The organism is Pseudomonas sp. OE 28.3 (assembly GCF_014268205.2).
GTDB classification, from domain to species: domain Bacteria; phylum Pseudomonadota; class Gammaproteobacteria; order Pseudomonadales; family Pseudomonadaceae; genus Aquipseudomonas; species Aquipseudomonas edaphica.
In genome coordinates, this window is sequence record NZ_CP077082.1 from 422,899 (window position 1) to 440,055 (window position 17,157).

Sequence of the window (17,157 nt, forward strand, 5' to 3'; positions counted from 1 at the left end):
ACTTCAGGGTTGAGGGGGGCGGATCTGGTACTAAGACCAGTCAGAACCGAGTGAAATAGGGGTCAGACCACGGTTTTGTTTTTTAGAGTTGAGCAGAGTTGCTCTTTAAAAACATGATTTATTTTTTGTAATTATTCCACTCTGTTGGCCTGTTGAAGGGCGGCTAAGCTGTAAGCTCTTATCCAGTTAGGGGTTTATATGGCTCGCCGTCCTAGGTTTTTACTGCCGGATATCCCGTTGCATATTATACAGTGGGGAAACAATCAGTAGAGAAATGGGAAGGATTTATTTAATTTTCAGAGCCCTTTGTTGCTTAAATAAATCTGCCCCCTTTTCGCCTATAACCGCTTGATGTGTAAGCCTAGGAGTCGTCTTGAAAATACTTTTGTTGACCCTTTTTTCAGCTCTATTGCTGAGTGGCTGCGGCTCTGCGCGCTATGAGAAGCCTATCCCCTACGACCAGGCCACCACCGCACGCATCCGTCTTTTTGGGAATAACGGCTTGCCTGTCGCCATCAACCCCGGACAAGACTGCGCGTCGAGTAAAGAACCTCTTTTTGCCTACGGTTATACGGTTGCGGATAAGGTCAATTCCACCTTGGGGCAACACACCAAGCGAAGTGTCGGAATGCCCGCTTCCTGGAGGAGCGAGCACCTGAGCTATGGCGAGTCTTATGCCGAGTTTGTGATCCCTGCGGGTGTGCCGTCCGTGGTTGTGATGAAGATGGTTGCCGCCGAGGCGTCTTGTGTGCCCGATGCCCGTGTATTTGTTCCTGAGGCGGGTAAAGAATATGAGGCGTACCTACAGAGGCAAGACTGGCAGTGCGGTGGCGTGATTCGACTGCTCTCTGGTCTGGAGACGCCGGGTGCTATCGCACACGTTCCGTCGAATAGTTGCGGGAGAAAATAAAGGTAACTGGCGGGCTGGGCCGGCAGCTGTTCATGCTTTTCGCGCAGCGCCAAGGCTGCATAGGCGACAGGCCACTTTTACTGCCCAAGCGTGGCCCGCACCTATTCACTGCCTCACCGTTAACAGGGCAACTCGTCAGCCGCCCTGTCGCGGTCAGTTGACGCTGTTAAGCCTGCGAATAATGACATCCAGCAAATCACACCCATCCCGCAGCGGTATAGCCAGTAGTTGGGCGAAGTCTTGAAGCACCACAGCATCGCTGCTGAGCTGTTCGCGGAAGGCCAGGTTTTCCAACAGTTGCGTGACGGCGCGAATCCGGTACGCGGCGGCGTCGTGGAGTACGTCGAGGGGTGCGCTGGTGTCGATAAGCAGAGCGGGGACGGTGCAGTCGTGGCCCGTTAGGGGCATGTATTGGTTCATTTTCAGTACTCTGTTGGTGGATTAAGCCACCACGCATTCGTCGCCAAACGAATGGGTGGCAGCTGTACGCAGGTTGGCGAACCGGAACAGAGTAACCGGCAGACCCGAGGGTCTCCCGCGCACAGCCGCCATAACATGCACAGCTTTGCGGGTGCAAAAACACCTGCATAGAAGCGGGTTGCTTTTGCACTCTGTTGTCAGGTCGCCAAACCTGATCGCCATATGGGCGACGGGCCGGACTATAAGCCCCCCACCCAAACCCACGCAAGGCACCAACGCCCTGACTCAACCCCCTTTCGCCGATCCCCAACCCCACCACCCCCAACGCATTCCGCCGTCCGCTCACGGATATCAGGCAAATCCTCGGTAGTTTGGGGAAGCGTCCTACCGCAAAAGGAACCATTTCCCTCAAGTCCGGGTCTTTACCCCGCCCACCCGCAACCGGTCGGGCTGCATGGACTGCAGCGTTTTTAAAACGACATTAAGGATTAATGTGAACTTCGCCTCCCCAATCCCTTGTCTGCCACCACCGGCTGCGGTGCGATTGCTCGCGCCTGGGGTTCAGCAGGGCGCCTTGGGGGAATACATTCGGATCATCTGATCCCTCGCTCAGCACACCTACAGCCGCCGGGCGTATTGGCGGCTTTGACTGTAGTTCATGGAGTTTGAAATGAAGCGCAAGCCGTTCCAGAAAACCCTGCTGGCCCTGATGGTCAGCGCAGGCGCCGCGCATGTTGCTGCGGTGGAATTCGACGTGAGCAGCGGCCAGAACAAGTGGAAAGGCCAGGTGTTCAACGAGCCTGTCACCTTGGTCGGGTCGCGCAATGTGGTGGCCACCCAGCGTAATGTCGATGGGGCCAGTGTTGCCGAGACCAATGTTCAGGGTTCGCTGATCAACCGCGCCGACTACAACATCGATGGCAGTGGCCTCAACATCCGTGGTTTTGTAGTGGATGGCGCGCTGGACTCTGATCTGCGGGCCCGTGGCGGCACGATCACCGGTGATGTCATCCAGGCCGGTACGATCAGGCTCACCAACCAGACCTGGGCCGAAGGTTTTGAGGTGGGCGCCGCGAACATCGGCGGCAGCGTGATCAACTCCGGAACTATCGTCACCGTTGACGTGCCGGGGTCGGACAGTGACGGCGAGGGCATGTACCTCAATGGCACGACCGTCGGTGGTGACGTGATCAACTCCGGCCTGATTGATGTCACTTCCATCTACGGCTACGGCCTGATCCTGGACACCCATAACAATATGCCGGTGACCGTCGGCGGCAAAATCCTCAACTCCGGCACCATCCGCGTCACGGGCGAAGAGGCGTTGGGCATTGAAGTTGAAACCGACACTAGTGACCTGCGTATAGAAAACAGCGGTGTGGTGACGGTCAACGGTGGTATGGCCAGGGCCGTACAGTTCAACTCCGGCACCTTCGATTACTTGCTCAACACCGGCACGATTGAAGCCAACGGCGCCAATGCGGTGGCTGTGCATCTGACTGGGGCAACCTTTACCCAGAACCCGCAGTCGGGCGCGCGCGGCGTTATCAACCGGGGTCTGATCAGTGCCGACAGCACCGCGATCCTGGTCAATGCCCGCGACCAGACTTCGCCCTTCGAGATCAACCAGCAAGCAGGCGAGATCCGCAGCAAATCCGGCACGGCCATCGACGCCGCCAACCTTGCCACGCTGAACTGGACGGGCGGCAAAATTACCGGCGACTTGCTCAACCTGAGTGCGGTGAATGTCGCCGGCCAAGCTGATTTTGCCGGCCAGCGCATCATCGCGCCGGTCTCGATTAATTCCGGCTCGTTGAACCTGGCCGCGCCCGGTACCACGATCAGCGGCAACCTTAACGTCGCCAGCGGTGCGGGCATTGATATGCACCTGGCCGACAGCGTGGTGCCCACCACGCCGTATCTGTCGGTCAACGGTACGGCTAATTTCGCCCAGGCGTCGAAGCTCACGGTGAGTGCGCAGCCAGGCGACTTTGCGCGCACCAATAACGGCACTCAATACACCCTGTTGCAGGCCACCAGTGTGCAGAACAACGGCCTGTCGGTTGCCAGTTCGTCATCGCTGCTCAACGTGCTGAGCTACTCGGCGGATGCGCAAACGGTCAAGGCTGTCGTCGCGGTTAAAGACAACCAGCAAGTGCAGCAGGAACTTGCCGGTGCAGGTGCCAGCGCCGCAGCGGCCACGGCGGTGAATACGTTCAAGAACGATGTGCTCGGCGGGCTCAACCAGGACGACCCAGTGTTCCAGTCCCTCGCCAACGCCGGGACTGCGCAACAGCTTGCTCAAGTGAGCGAGCAGCTCAAGCCGGACGTCAACCGTGGCGCGCTGGATGTGGCGTTGTCGGGGCAGACTGTTATCAATGGCGCAATCTTCAACCGCCTTACCGACCAGCGCGAAGGCCATCAAACCGGCGGCGTGTGGGTGCAGGGTTTGAGCAGCAACATGGACCAGGATGGGCGCGGCGGTAACAACGGTTACTCGGCCAACAGCAGCGGCATGGCCGTGGGTGTGGACGGGCGTTTGAACGACACCACCACCCTGGGCGTGGCTTACAGCTACCTTAATTCCAACATCCATTCGGACCTGGGCAACAAGACCGATGTGGAGGGCCACGCGCTGTCGCTGTATGGCAACTGGGCGCTGCAAAACTGGTTTGTGGATGGCAGCCTCAGCTACGGTCATAACGACAACGACAGCAAGCGCCATGTGGCGGGCACCACGGCCAAGGGCAGTTACGACAGCAACGTGTTGGCAGCCAGCGTAATCGGCGGCTACAGCTTTAAGCCATCGCAGGCGGTGGTGATCGAACCGCGTGTGGCGGCGCGTTATGCCAACGTGCGCATGGACGGCTACGACGAGAAGGGTTCTTCGGCGGCGCTGAGCACGCGTTCGCAGCGTTATGAAGTGGGTGAGTTGGGTGCCGGTGTGCGTTTGGCCGGCAACTTGCCGATGGGCGCAGGCAGCCTGCAACCGGAAGCGACCTTGATGGCGTATCACGACCTGATGGGTGATCGCGTCGCGCAAACCTCCAACTTTGTGGCGGGTGGTGCGGCGTTCACCACCACCGGCGCGTCGGTGGCGCGTGACAGCTACGAGGCGAGTGTGGGCGTGAACTACCAGGTGTCGGACTTCACCGTGGGCGCCAGCTACACCCGCCAAGCGCGCAGTGGCTTTGACGCCGATGGCGTGATGCTCAAAGCGCGTTACGCGTTCTAAGCCCCAGCGCTGATCGTTCCCACGCTCTGCGTGGGAATGCCGCCCTGGACGCTCTGCGTCTGCTTTTGAGGCCGTGACGCAGAGCGTCACCGGATGCATTCCCACGCGGAGCGTGGGAACGATCGGTAACACCACCAAACCCCTGTGGGAGCGGGCTTGCCCGCGATGGCGGTGGGTCAGTGAATAAATCCAGTGACTGACACACTGCTATCGCGGGCAAGCCCGCTCCCACATTTGGTGTTGTGTTTGTCAGAACAACTTGCGCTGCACAGCTTCATCCAGCGTGCTGCGGGTCAGTGCTTCAACCACTTCTCCAGTATTGGCCTGGAACGGGATGCCTACGATCAGCACCAGGTGCATCCACGTGCGCACCGATTCGCTTTTCTTGACCCGGCCCAACTCTTTGCCGTCCTTGTCCTTGAACACGGTTTCCAGGGTGAAGGTGTTCTTCGCGGTGGACGGGATGATGAAGAACGTAACGCCAGTGATGATCGCCGAGGCCATGCTGAACTGTTCGTTGTTGTACAGCGTGGCGTCGGCGTAGATGTCCGAGTCGACCTTGTCGGTGCTCACCCGTGCAAAGCGGTTGGACTGGCGGAACCCATCGGCCACGGTTTTTTCCCACAGCGCCGCCGGTGCGCCGGCCGTCGTATTGCCGGGGCCGCCGTTGACTTGGCTCAGCGCCGTGGTGCGCACGTAGGCGGTGGGTTTCTGTGCCGGTGTGCTGGCGGTCGGCGGCCAGGTTTGCACGGCCGGCAATTCGTGTTGCGAGTAGGACACGCAACCGGTCAACAAGACGGCGGCGAGGACCAGGCTGTGTTTGATCAACCCTTTCATGTGTTGCTCCCTGAAATTACGGTTTGGCCAGTTTGGCAGTGGCGGTATCGAGCAGTTGCGCGACCAGTTCGTTCAACTGTTTGGCGCCCATGGTCGGGGCCCAGTATTCGCGGCCGTAGAGGCCCACGTTGCGTTCAAACTTGACCTCTTGCTTGGCGCTCGCCAGTTCCTTGCCGTCGCGGTCGACAATCACCAGGTCGCCGGCCACGTCGAAGGTGTCGACGAAAATCGGGCCGTTGACCCAGATCCAGATCGTCAGCGTCAGCAGGGCACCAGGCACGTAGGCGGGGTGAACGCCACGGTGGCCTTTGAGGGAGGTCATGTTGAATTTCAGCGCGACATCGTTTTCGCCAAGGCGCACCGGGTACTCAGTGACCTGCTTGAAGTAACCCGCCGTGCGCACGTACTGGTTGAGTTGGGCCGTGAGCGAACGGCTGATCGCAGTTTTATTGGCGTCGTTGACGTCGGCGGCGCTCACTGTCACATCAGCGACTTGCGCACTGCGCGGGCTGCTGACGGGGGCCGGGTGGAGCGGGGCGCCAATGGGGCCGGTGACGGTGTAAGAGACGCAGCCGGTCATCGACAGCGTCGCGAGCAGGGCCGCAGCCCGAAGGAGGGTTTTCAACACGCAATATCCCTATTTAATGAACAAGCCAAGCCAATGTCTCGACCGATGGCTGTGTAACTTGAGGCGGGCGCGCAGCGTAACAGAATGCCGTTGAGCGGCGAACGCCCCCGCAGCAGCGAAACCGCTTGAGTACACAGGGCAACCCCGTAAAATGCCGCGCACTGGATACAAGGCATTTTTCAAGGATGAATCAAGCAATGCGCCTCTCTGCTTTTTTCCCTGCCACCCGCCTCACCGCGGGCCGCACGTTTCAACCGCACTGCTGCGAGGCAGTCACCCTTCCTGATACCGCTATTGGCGGGCTCGACACTTTCCATGTTGAGGCTGCGTGCAAACGCGCGCGCGTTTTCAGCAAAATCTGATTGCCGCGACTTCGTTGATAACTTACATAACAGCCCTTTGCGCTGGTTTCACCTCTAGGAGCACTCTGTGAAAACACTGTCCAAAATCCTGCTGTCGGGCCTCACCGCCGCAGCGCTGCTGAGCGTGGCCGGTTGCGCCACCGAGAGCAACCGTGCGATGCCGGTGGAGCAAGTTGCCAGCGCCAGCGTGGCCTATTCCGGCGTACGTGTACCGATTGCCGTAGGCAAGTTCGATAACCGCTCCAGCTACATGCGCGGGATCTTCTCCGATGGCGTTGACCGCCTTGGCGGCCAGGCCAAGACCATCCTGATCACCCACCTGCAGCAGACCAACCGCTTCAGCGTGCTGGACCGCGACAACATGGGCGAAATCTCCCAGGAAGCCGCGATCAAAGGCACCGTGCAAAAGCTTAAAGGTGCTGACTACGTGGTGACGGGCGACGTGACCGAGTTCGGCCGCAAAGAGACCGGCGACCGCCAGTTGTTCGGCATTCTCGGCCGTGGCAAAACCCAAGTGGCTTACGCCAAAGTCGCGTTGAATATCGTCAACATCAGCACCTCCGAAGTGGTGTATTCCACCCAGGGCGCCGGTGAGTACGCGCTCTCCAACCGTGAAGTCATCGGTTTTGGCGGCACTGCCAGCTACGACTCCACGCTCAATGGCAAGGTTCTGGACCTGGCCATGCGCGAAGCGATCAACCGCCTGGTAGACGGCATCAACGCCGGCGCCTGGAACCCGCGCAACTAATCACAACAACGCCAAGGAGCACTACACGGATGAGCAAGGCAGTTAAGTTGGCGCTGATGCTGACAGCAATCGCGACGGTCGCCGGGTGCCACACGGCGCCCCAACCCCTGTATCAGTGGGAAAGCTACCAGCCGCAGGTTTACGAGTACTTCAAGGGCGAGCCCAAGGAAGCGCAGGTGGAAGCCCTGGAACGCGATCTGCAAAAGATCAACGCCAGCGGCCGCAAGGCCCCGCCGGGTTACCACGCGCACCTGGGCATGCTGTACCTGAGCATGGGCAAGGATGACCAGATGGTGCAGGAGTTCCGCACCGAGAAGGCATTGTTCCCTGAGTCCGCTGCGTACATGGACTTTTTGCTGAAAAACGCCAAGGCTGGAGTTGCCACTAAATGAACCTGTTAAAACTCACCGGCGCCTTGCTGGCCCTGGCATTGCTCGGCGGCTGCGCGGCGCCCAAGACCATTGATTACACAGCGTTCAAACAGGCTCGGCCGAAGTCGATCCTGGTACTGCCACCCATCAATGAGTCGCCGGAAGTGCAGGCCTCCTACAGCCTGGTTTCGCAGGTCACCTACCCGTTGGCCGAAGCCGGTTACTACGTGTTGCCGATTGCCCTGGTGGACGAAACTTTCCGCCAGAACGGCCTGACCACCGCCAACGATATCCAGGGCGTGGCGCCGGGCAAGCTGCATGACATTTTTGGTGCGGACGCGGCGCTGTACATCACCATCAGCGACTACGGCACCAAGTACATGCTGATCTCCAGCGACACCTCCGTGACGGCCTCGGCCAAGCTGGTGGACCTGCGCACCGGCACCACGTTGTGGACCGGCTCGGCACGCGCTTCCAGCGAGGAAGGCAACAACAATGGCGGCGGCCTGGTGGGCATGCTGGTCTCGGCAGCGGTCAAGCAGGTGATCAACAGCTCCACCGATGCGGCGCACCCGATTGCCGGTATTGCCAGTGTCCGCCTGCTGTCGGCCGGGCAGCGCACCGGCATTTTGTATGGCCCGCGTAACCCGAAATACGGCACCGACTAAGTATCTGTTCAACCGTGAACAGCCTTTGCTGACCGCTCGGGTCTGCAAAGGCTTCGCGGGTTGGGTGTCACGCGTTGCCGTCAGTTTACAAGCACATCCGGTGGCCTGATCACTTGCGTACTGGTCACCACGAAGTCTGCTGTGCGGTTGCCGGTCAAGTCGATGGCGATGAAGTGGCGCTGGGTCTGCGGGTTGAAGCCCACGATCGCGTCGCCGATACGCCCGCTGAACGCCTGGACGGGCTTGAATCGCGTGTTGGACCTTCGCTCCAGCCCGCGCAGGTCAATCTTGTCGGTGCCGCTGGTGAAATCCATGATGACATCGGGGTTTGCAGGCGTGGAGTCGCTGGCGTGGTTATAGACGAAACTGTCGGCGCCGCCGCCGCCGCGCATGCGGTCCGCACCCGCCCCACCGGTGAGCCGGTTATCGGCGGCGTTGCCGATCAGCACATCGTGGCCTGAGCCACCGATAGCGTTTTCGATGAGGCAGTTGCGGGCGATAGAGACGTTGCCCTGATAACCACCTACGTCGGAAAACGAGCCATCTCTCAGATTGATCGTTTGGTTATTGCCGTAACCCGAGAAGTCCAGCGTGTCATTTCCGGCGCCATCCCATACGCAAAAAATAGCGGCGTCCTGATGGCTTCTCAGGGAGTAGTGGTCCCTGCCGGTGTTGGAGTTGAAACCGTAGATGTTGTTTTCTCGGCGGGTTTGATAGTTGGTGCCGTACTGGTGCTGGATAGCGCTGATGTCATCCATCATGGGAGCCAGCGGCCTGCCCTCGAAGTGTTTGCCACTGCTTTGGGCAGGGTAATAGCTCATGACGGTATGGGCTTTAGAGTCTTGGGCATAAAACCGTTTGGCGTCGTCTTTTTGGCCGTTGTAAGTACCGGGGTGATTCAGGCCGAGCGTGTGACCGATTTCGTGGGTTATGGTGGGGCGTGTCACAAAGCCCGGTTGATAGCGGGTATCGCCAGCGATGCCGTTTTTGTCGTTGCTATAGGGGTAGTAGCCGTCGGCAACTATCACATTATTGGAAATACGGAAGGCCAGCCGTCCTTCTGCCGGGCCGCCGTTTTCAGTGAACGTCAGGTTCGCCACATCGCCCCAGGACTGGATGGCGCGCCGTGCTTCTTGTTTCTCGTAGTCGTTGAATCCAAGACCCTGTTCATAAGTGAAGTTGTAGGAAATCTCGGTCCTGTTGTTTTGGTTTCGGTCCTGCCATTTCAACCTGCCACCCGTCAGTTGCTCAACGGCCTGACGCTGATTAAATGACGGCCTGTCGGCTCTACTTGTGTAGGGATCATCCGAGCGTTGAGTCGGGTCATAGTCACCCCCATTGCCGCTGAGAGAACGGGCCACCGGGGCGTCCCAGCGGCGGTGTGCAGGGCTTTGGGCTGACTGAGCGCTGCTCGAATAAGGCTTGTACATCGGCGTTACAGGATTAATTCTCAAGGTCGTTATTCTCACGGGGTATTGGCACTTTTCCTTCTTGGTGAGGCAGGCAGGTTCCCTTTTGCTAAGTGTGAAGTTGCCAGTGTTGGCGTCACTTTCCAAAGCCCGATGTGTGTCCGAGTAAGTCGTTTTTCTTGCAGGTAAAGTGTTCCTACACAGGGTTAAGCCAATGCCCAGTCCTGGGCTGAATTTTCGCCCTGCATCAGAAAAAACGGCCACCGCGAATGACCGTTTTTCACACGTGTTCAGGGTCGACTTTGAACCCTGGTGCGACAGTGCGTTTATCCGAATATAGGCCGTGAGGTCATCAGCCCACTGATATCCTGGGGCCTTATCAACCGCGTGCTTTTCAGCAGGAAGTCCGTCTGGCCGTTTCCGGTCAGGTCAATGGCGACAAAGTACCGATTACTGTAGGCGTTGAACCTCACCAGCGTGTCGCCCGCGCGGCCGGAGTAGGTGTGGACCAGTCGCAGCTGAGTGCGGGTGCTCTGGCTCAGCCCGGTAAGGTCGATCCTGTCTCGGCCGCTGACAAAATCGGTGATCAGGTCAGCACCCGCAGCGGTTGAATCGGTGGCCTTGTCGTAGACAAAAACATCCGCGCCGCCGCCGCCCCTCAACGTGTCTGCGCCGCCCCCGCCCTTGAGGCGGTTGTTGGCGTTGTTGCCGATCAACGTATCGTCATGGCTGCCGCCAATGGCATTTTCCACGGTCACGCCCTTGGCAATGGAAACGTTGCCTTTCATACCGCCCACATCAGAGAAGGCTTCGGCGTTCAAGTTGATGGTTTGTTTCTGATTGAAACCGGAACAGTCCAACGTATCGTTGCCACCACCATCCCATATGCAAAAAACCGGTGCGTCCCGCGCGGACTTCAGGCTGAAATAATCACGCTCGGTATTGGAGTTGAAACCGTAAACGGTATCGCCGCGACGGGTCTGGTAGTTGGCGCCGTAGGCGGCCTGTATAGCTGCAATGTCATGCATCAGGGGCGCCACCGAGTAATGGGTCCACTGTGCGTTTTTTGAGAAGTTCTGACCACTTCTGATCTCGGGGTTGTAGCTCATCACGCTGTAGGCTTGAGTGTCCTCCAAGTAGTCGCGCGTGGCGGGTTGCTGGGTATAGTCACCGGTATGGTCAAGGCCCAGGGTATGCCCAATTTCGTGAGCCATGACATGTTGGTCGTAACGGTCAGTCCTGGGTTGTGCATGCCCTGAGTCCAGCCATGCCTCGCCTCCTTTTTTGAAGCTCTTGGGAAAGGGCAGGGTCGCATAGGATTCCTCGTTACCCTCGTAAAGACCCAGGGTCAGTCGCCCCTCGGTACTCGCGCCTTTATATGAGAACTTTATACGGGTGACATCCGCCCAGGCTTGCATCGATATAAGCGCCCGTTTCTTTTGTTGTTCATTTAATTCATTGGCACCCTTGGGTACATGACTGACCCGGTGTGGCTCATCCGGCGTGAAGAACTCGTAGGCAATATCAATGACGCCGTCGCGGTTATGGTCTTGCCACTTCAATCCCATTTCCCGGCTGGTGCGCAGCAGGTGCCTGGCGGCGCGGTCGGTGGTGTAGGAGGCCAATGGCTGGTCCTTTACAGCACCCGGTTGTTGATGGGCAGGCTCAAATAATGCAAGCGCCGTATAAGGCTTGTTATCAACAGAGAGCATCTACTTGAATCCTTTTAATAGGCGAGCGGAGGTGTGAACGTTAACGCTCATGGGAAAACACGATGGTGTCAGGGGTTGATAGGGTTAAACCTTCGAGGTGACTACCTGCGCGAAAATACCCTGGCTTGGCTTTGGAAGTTTGCAGTCAAACCCATAATGTCCTCGGGTTTTATTAGTTGAGTGCTTTTGACCAGAAAGTCGGTCTGGCGATTACCCGTAAAGTCCACGCCCACAAAATATCGGCCACTGCGGGAGTTGAGCTTAACCACGGTATCGCCAATGCGGCCTGTATAGGCATCGACAAGCCGCAGCGGTGTGCCGGTGTTCTTTACCAGGTCGGTGAGGTTGATCTTGTCTTTGCCGCTGACAAAGTCTTCGATCAAGTCGGCGTTGTGATAGCTCGAATCACTGGCCTTTTCGTAAGTGTGTGTGACTGAACGATGGGATTGGCGGGGTGGCGTGATTGCGGATCGAGTGGTTGGGGCGTCAGGCTGTTGATGGTGGGATGGGGTGTTTTTGGAGGCGACAATGTCTTCTGCTGTGACGCGTCCATAGGTGCGGATCAGCAAGTCGGCTTTGCCGTCGCCCGTCAGGTCAATCGCCACGTTGCCCTTGCCGCTTTGTTCATCGTAGGTGAGCACCGTCTCACCTGCCTTGCCTGTCATCTCGCTGACGAAGGCCAGGGCGGCGACATTGGCGTTTTTCATGGCCACGGCTACATTGATTTTGTCGGTGCCGCTGACAAAATCCATAAGCGTGTCGGGGTTTTCGGGCGTGGAGTCACTGGCACTGTTGTAGTCAAACGTATCCGCGCCGCCGCCTCCGCGCAGCCGGTCGCCACCCGCGCCGCCGGTGAGCCGGTTATCGGCATCGTTGCCGATCAGCGCGTCATCGCCTGAGCCGCCGATGGCGTTTTCCATGACCACACCGCGAGCGATGGAAACATTGCCCCTGAGCCCGCCGACATCGGAGTACGAGCCGGCCTTGAGATTAATGGTCTGGTTGGAACGGTAGCCGGAAACGTCCAGGGTATCGTTGCCACCGCCGTCCCATATGCAGAACACGGCAGTGTCCCGGTTGGAGTTGAGGGTGTAGTAGTCGCGCTGGCTGTTGGAATTGAACCCGTAGGTGGTGTTGTCCTGACGGATTTGACGATTGACGCCATAAAGCGCCTGGATGGCGGAAATATCATCCATCATGGCTGATGCTGGTTGGGCGCCGCCATGACTTTTGCCGCTGAGTGCCGCCCCGAAATAGCTCATGACGCTATGAGCCTGGGAATCCTGTACGTGACTCCTTCGGTTCTCGTCATAGCCGCCATCGTAGTTGCCGGTATGCGACAACCCCAGGGCGTGACCCGTTTCATGAATCAAGTCGTGGCGCGTGACCCTGGTGGGGTTATACAGGGTGTTGCCTCCTTGGTAATGGTTGCTTGGGTAATAGCCTACGGCGGTGCCGACGGCGTTCGATATGCCAAATGACATTTTGCCCTCTGTGCGTGGCCCATTCTCTTCAAAGGAGAGATTGGACACATCGCTCCATGACTGCATGGCACGTCGTGCCATTTCTCTCTGGCGACCATCGAATTGCCAGGCGGCGCTGTTGAACGAGTAGGAAACAGAGACCTTGCCGTCGGCATTGTTGTCATGCCACTTAAGGTTTCCCCGAGTGAGATTGTTGGTTGCCTGGCGCTCATCGAAAGAGCGCACATTGAGGTTAGCCGCGTAGGGGTCGTTGGCGCGCAGAGTTGGATCTTTGCCGTCCCAGTAGCGTTTGGTGGCGGTGTCGAATGTCGTCGGGTTGGTTGTTGTGGTTGGATTAAATGGCCGCCGTGTGGGTGGCTGAGTAAAGGGCTGTACGAACTTACGCACGAAGGGGTGTTTGAGAAATGGCTGCACGAAAGGTCTGAAGACCGGGTGGTTGAGATAGGGTTGGGCAAAAGGCTGAATAAGCGGGCGCAGAAAATGTTGGCTGTAGTTGGGTTGCTGGAAAACAGACGGGCGCAAGTCGATTCTCATAAGAGTAATCCATGTTCTTGTTGTTGGCCTATTCCTTGTGTAGGGAAGTGCATGTCCGTGTGCTGGAAATACCTTCGCACCCTATAAGTTAATTTCCAATAGAGTATTTATTTCTAGTGTGTGTCAACAGGCCGGTGTGACATGGTTTGCAACGGCTGTTATGTTTATCCGAATTTTAAATTTCGTGTCAAAGAGTCGGGTTCCCCAAGCATTACTCGTCTTGTTGAAAGCTGATATGTCGTTTGTGTTTAACGTGTTTTTTTTGGAAATATAGAATTGCTTACAGTGTGAGTATTTTCGTTAAGAGCATTCTGGAGTTTCTCGGTAATCGTAAGTTGTTTCGGGCTCGGCATCGTTGAGTGACCTACAGGGCTCGATGCTTCCAGCTGACGCCCGATGGCTCGGTACTCTGTAGGGTAAGCGTGTTGTATGCGTAAATTCCGGGATTTAACCCGAACCCGAAGTGTTTTGCGTCTGAGCCTATGAACGGATTATTTACTGTTGAGGTTCTGCGCCATGTCACATGCTCGTTTAGTGCTGCGTCCCCTTGTCTGCAGCGTTGCGGTTGCCGTACTGGCTTCGCTGGCCGGCTGTGGGCTTTCATCGTCCAGAGAGGTGGCCAAGCCTCCCGCGCCCGCCGAGCCTCAGGCTGAGGGTGCCTTGAGCAAGCAGGCAGCGATGCCTGTGCTGATGGCCGCGCCAATGGCCATGCGCGACGCCGCGGCTTTGGCCTATCGGGCCGAGCCTCACGAACGCTACCAGAACCTGCCCGACAACCCGGTCTACAGCGTTGCACAAACCCCGGTCTCGACCTTCAGCGCCGACGTCGACACCGGCAGCTACGCCAATGTGAGACGTTTCCTCAACCAAGGGCGGCTGCCACCTGACGGCGCCGTTCGACTGGAGGAAATGCTCAATTATTTCCCCTATGACTACGCGCTGCCCACTGATGGCTCGCCCTTTGGCGTGACCACCGAAGTCGCCGCCACACCGTGGAACCCGCACACGCGATTGCTGCGCATCGGCATCAAAGCGTCCGACCGTGCGGTGGCAGACCTTGCGCCGGCCAACCTGGTGTTTCTGGTGGATGTGTCGGGCTCCATGGACCGCCGTGAAGGCTTGCCGCTGGTGAAAAGCACGCTGAAATTGCTGGTGGACCAGCTGCGTGATCAAGACCGTGTGTCGCTGGTGGTCTACGCCGGTGAGTCGCGTGTGGTGCTTGAACCCACCAGCGGGCGCGACAAAACCAGGATCCGCAACGCCATCGACCAACTCACCGCCGGCGGCTCAACGGCAGGCGCCTCCGGCATCGAGCTGGCTTACCAGATGGCCCGTGCCGGCTTTATAGAGAAGGGCATCAACCGCATCCTGCTGGCCACCGACGGTGACTTCAATGTGGGCGTCAGCGACTTCGACAGCCTCAAGCAGATGGCCGTCGACCAGCGCAAAAGCGGCGTGTCCTTGACCACCCTGGGTTTCGGTGTGGATAACTACAACGAGCACCTGATGGAGCAGCTTGCCGACGCCGGCGACGGCAACTACGCCTACATCGACAACCTGCGCGAAGCCCGCAAAGTGTTGGTAGACCAGCTCAGCTCGACCCTGGCGGTGGTGGCGCGGGATGTAAAGTTGCAGGTGGAATTCAACCCCGCCCAGGTCAGCGAATACCGCTTGCTGGGTTATGAAAACCGCGCACTCAAACGTGAGGATTTCAACAACGACAAGGTCGACGCCGGTGAAATTGGCGCCGGGCACACCGTGACCGCGCTGTACGAAATTGTGCCCAAGGGCGAGAAGGGCTGGTTGGAGCCGTTGCGTTACGCCACTGCACCTGTGGCTCAGAGCACATCCGCTGAGCTGGCCATGCTGCGCGTACGCTACAAACCGGCGGCGGGCGGTGCCAGCCAACTGATTGAACGGCCCATCCGCAACGAAACCACCCAGGCCAGCGCCGACCTGCGCTTCGCGGCGTCAGTGGCCGCCTTCGCCCAACAGCTCAAGGGCGATGGCCGCTACACTGGCAGCATGAGCTTAAAAGACACCGCCGCACTGGCGCGCTCGGCTCGCGGCGATGACCCGTTCGGGTTGCGCAACGAGTTCGTGCAACTGGTGGAAATGGCGCAGAGCCTCAAACACTGATCCCGAACATGGCAACAACCAACTGTGGGAACTGGCAAGCCAGCCCCCACAGTCAATGTGCATCGATCCATCAAAAGGAGTTCGCTACCTACATGGCCGTCCCCGATGACTCACCCAGCGACGAATCGCTGCTGGCCCGCTACCGAACCGGCGACGCTGCCGCGTTCGAGGTGTTGTACGCGCGGCACCGCCAGGGCCTTTACCGGTTCCTGGTGTCACTGAGCAACAAGGCCGAACTGGCTGAAGAGGTGTACCAGGAAACCTGGCTCAGCCTGATTCGCAGCGCCACGCAGCCACAGGGCCGGGCGAGTTTTCGTACATGGCTGTTCCAGATAGCCCGCAACCGCCTGATCGACCACTGGCGCAAGCACGGCATCCACAACCCGCTGCACGACAGCTACGACGAACAACTGCACGCCCAGGCCGACGACAGCGCCGGCCCTGAGCAGCAACTGAGCCTGAGCCGCGACCAGGCGCGCCTCGACGCTGCTTTGCAAGACCTGCCCGAAGACCAGCGCGAAGTCTTCCTGCTACGCCTGCACGGCGACCTCGAAGTGCCGCAAATCGCCGCCCTCACCGGCGCCCCGCTGGAAACCGTAAAAAGCCGCCTGCGTTACGCCCAGCAGAAACTGCGCCGCCTGCTGGCCGAGGAGATACTCGTATGAACCACTCCCCACACACACCTGACGACGAGCTGATCCAGCATTTTCGTCAACACAGCACCGGCGAACCGCCAGCGTCCCTCGACGCCTTCATCCTCGCCACCGCCCGCCGCGAAGCCCCGGCGCCGCAACCCAGCCTGTGGCAACGCTGGCTGCAAGCCTGCCGCCAACCGCGCTGGCAAATGGCATTCGCCACCGTCGCCGGTGTGGCACTGATGATCGGCGTAGTGATGCGCGTGCCCGTGTCGCAACCGGAGATATCCACCGCAACGTTTTCCTCGGCTGCGGCGCCACAGATGTATGCCGCACCTGCGCCCGCACCCATGGCGCGGATGGCAGCAGCGCCGAAAGTTGAGCATGCGCTGGTTCAGGCTGAAGCCATCGGTGCGTTTGCCGATCAGCCGGCAGAAAAACTCAGTAAGCGCGCACCGCTGGCTTTGCCGTCACTGGAGGAAGGGCTGCGGGAGATTGTGAGCCTGCGGTTGGCGGGGCAAGCCAAAGCGGCGGATGAAAAGCTGTTGACGCTGCATGAGCGCTTCCCCGAGGAAGACTTGCCGGCGCGTTTGGAGGCGTTGCAGAAACGATAAATGCCTTCAAAGAAAGCCCGCCACCGACTACTCGGTGGTGGGCTTTTTAATGGAATCTTGAAAGCAACTTGGCCAAAAATGTGGGAGCGGGCTTGCTCGCGAAAGCGGTGTATCAGTCATGCATCTATTGGGTGACACTCCGTCTTTGCGAGCAAGCCCGCTCCGACATTTTGAGCATCGTTTGCCTGGAAAGGCGCTGGGGGGAAATGGGCAGAGATTTATTTATACCCTAGGTCGACTATTTGGAAATTGCGGATACTTGAAACGCGAGGCATACAAAAAATCGCACACGAAAAAGGCCCAGGTCGAAAGACCTGGGGCTTTTTCATCTTTATCTAGTGCCCCGGCGTCGTTTGAACTGGAGGCTGTGATGCCCGGTTTATAAGGGTTCGGCTGGTAGTGTTTTGGTTAGGCATACAGGGGGCAACGCGCTGCTTCCTTTGACGATCTT

General features: G+C 58.5%; 14 protein-coding genes. 8 read left to right on the forward strand and 6 right to left on the reverse strand.

Translation table 11 applies throughout. From position 1 onward, the window contains the following. Window positions 1-373: 373 nt before the first annotated feature. A complete protein-coding gene (locus tag HU759_RS01815) occupies window positions 374-910 on the forward strand; it encodes a hypothetical protein (protein WP_186617847.1) in 537 nt (178 codons plus the stop codon). A 153-nt stretch (window positions 911-1,063) separates the two neighbouring features. Here HU759_RS01815 and HU759_RS01820 read toward each other — a convergent pair whose 3' ends face one another. Further along, window positions 1,064-1,318: a hypothetical protein gene (locus HU759_RS01820; protein ID WP_017136667.1), complete on the reverse strand. Its 255-nt coding sequence runs from the start codon at window positions 1,316-1,318 to the stop codon at window positions 1,064-1,066. A gap of 682 nt (window positions 1,319-2,000) precedes the next feature. On the opposite strand from HU759_RS01820, the gene HU759_RS01825 reads away from it, so the two are divergent. Further along, a complete protein-coding gene (locus tag HU759_RS01825; RefSeq protein WP_186617849.1) occupies window positions 2,001-4,565 on the forward strand; it encodes an autotransporter outer membrane beta-barrel domain-containing protein in 2,565 nt (854 codons plus the stop codon). Between the two features lie 249 nt (window positions 4,566-4,814). Here the strand turns inward: HU759_RS01825 and HU759_RS01830 are convergent, their stop codons facing one another. After that, window positions 4,815-5,402: a hypothetical protein gene (locus HU759_RS01830; RefSeq protein WP_099549566.1), complete on the reverse strand. Its 588-nt coding sequence runs from the start codon at window positions 5,400-5,402 to the stop codon at window positions 4,815-4,817. Window positions 5,403-5,418: 16 nt separating this feature from the next. After that, window positions 5,419-6,030: a hypothetical protein gene (locus tag HU759_RS01835; RefSeq protein ID WP_169986733.1), complete on the reverse strand. Its 612-nt coding sequence runs from the start codon at window positions 6,028-6,030 to the stop codon at window positions 5,419-5,421. Window positions 6,031-6,459: 429 nt separating this feature from the next. Between HU759_RS01835 and HU759_RS01840 the strand changes: the two genes are divergently transcribed. Genes HU759_RS01840 through HU759_RS01850 form a run of 3 tightly spaced genes read left to right on the forward strand, consistent with a single transcriptional unit; the run spans window position 6,460 to window position 8,179 of the window. Further along, window positions 6,460-7,140: a CsgG/HfaB family protein gene (locus HU759_RS01840; RefSeq protein ID WP_017136672.1), complete on the forward strand. Its 681-nt coding sequence runs from the start codon at window positions 6,460-6,462 to the stop codon at window positions 7,138-7,140. A 29-nt stretch (window positions 7,141-7,169) separates the two neighbouring features. Next, window positions 7,170-7,532, forward strand: coding sequence for a DUF4810 domain-containing protein (locus tag HU759_RS01845; RefSeq protein WP_017136673.1), 363 nt, complete (start codon window positions 7,170-7,172; stop codon window positions 7,530-7,532). Further along, window positions 7,529-8,179 carry a DUF799 domain-containing protein gene (locus tag HU759_RS01850; RefSeq protein WP_017136674.1) on the forward strand — a complete coding sequence of 217 codons (651 nt, stop codon included), beginning with the start codon at window positions 7,529-7,531 and terminating at the stop codon, window positions 8,177-8,179. Before HU759_RS01845 ends, HU759_RS01850 begins: the two co-directional genes overlap by 4 nt. A gap of 80 nt (window positions 8,180-8,259) precedes the next feature. Here HU759_RS01850 and HU759_RS29955 read toward each other — a convergent pair whose 3' ends face one another. From HU759_RS29955 to HU759_RS01865, 3 genes are all read right to left on the reverse strand, one after another. Continuing rightward, on the reverse strand, window positions 8,260-9,540 hold the full coding sequence (locus HU759_RS29955; RefSeq protein ID WP_264082973.1) for a M10 family metallopeptidase C-terminal domain-containing protein: 1,281 nt from the start codon (window positions 9,538-9,540) through the stop codon (window positions 8,260-8,262). A 374-nt stretch (window positions 9,541-9,914) separates the two neighbouring features. After that, window positions 9,915-11,300 carry a M10 family metallopeptidase C-terminal domain-containing protein gene (locus HU759_RS01860; protein ID WP_225933018.1) on the reverse strand — a complete coding sequence of 462 codons (1,386 nt, stop codon included), beginning with the start codon at window positions 11,298-11,300 and terminating at the stop codon, window positions 9,915-9,917. Between the two features lie 101 nt (window positions 11,301-11,401). Beyond that, complete coding sequence (locus HU759_RS01865) at window positions 11,402-13,318, reverse strand: M10 family metallopeptidase C-terminal domain-containing protein (protein ID WP_225933019.1); 1,917 nt, start codon at window positions 13,316-13,318, stop codon at window positions 11,402-11,404. 516 nt (window positions 13,319-13,834) lie between these two features. Here HU759_RS01865 and HU759_RS01870 point away from each other — a divergent pair. From HU759_RS01870 to HU759_RS01880, 3 genes are all read left to right on the forward strand, one after another. Further along, complete coding sequence (locus HU759_RS01870; protein ID WP_186617851.1) at window positions 13,835-15,457, forward strand: VWA domain-containing protein; 1,623 nt, start codon at window positions 13,835-13,837, stop codon at window positions 15,455-15,457. A gap of 92 nt (window positions 15,458-15,549) precedes the next feature. After that, on the forward strand, window positions 15,550-16,122 hold the full coding sequence (locus HU759_RS01875; protein WP_170039386.1) for an RNA polymerase sigma factor: 573 nt from the start codon (window positions 15,550-15,552) through the stop codon (window positions 16,120-16,122). Next, entirely contained in the window at window positions 16,119-16,706 is a 588-nt protein-coding gene (locus HU759_RS01880) for a hypothetical protein (RefSeq protein WP_186617853.1), read from the forward strand. The genes HU759_RS01875 and HU759_RS01880 overlap by 4 nt, the downstream gene beginning before the upstream one ends. Window positions 16,707-17,157: the final 451 nt, after the last annotated feature.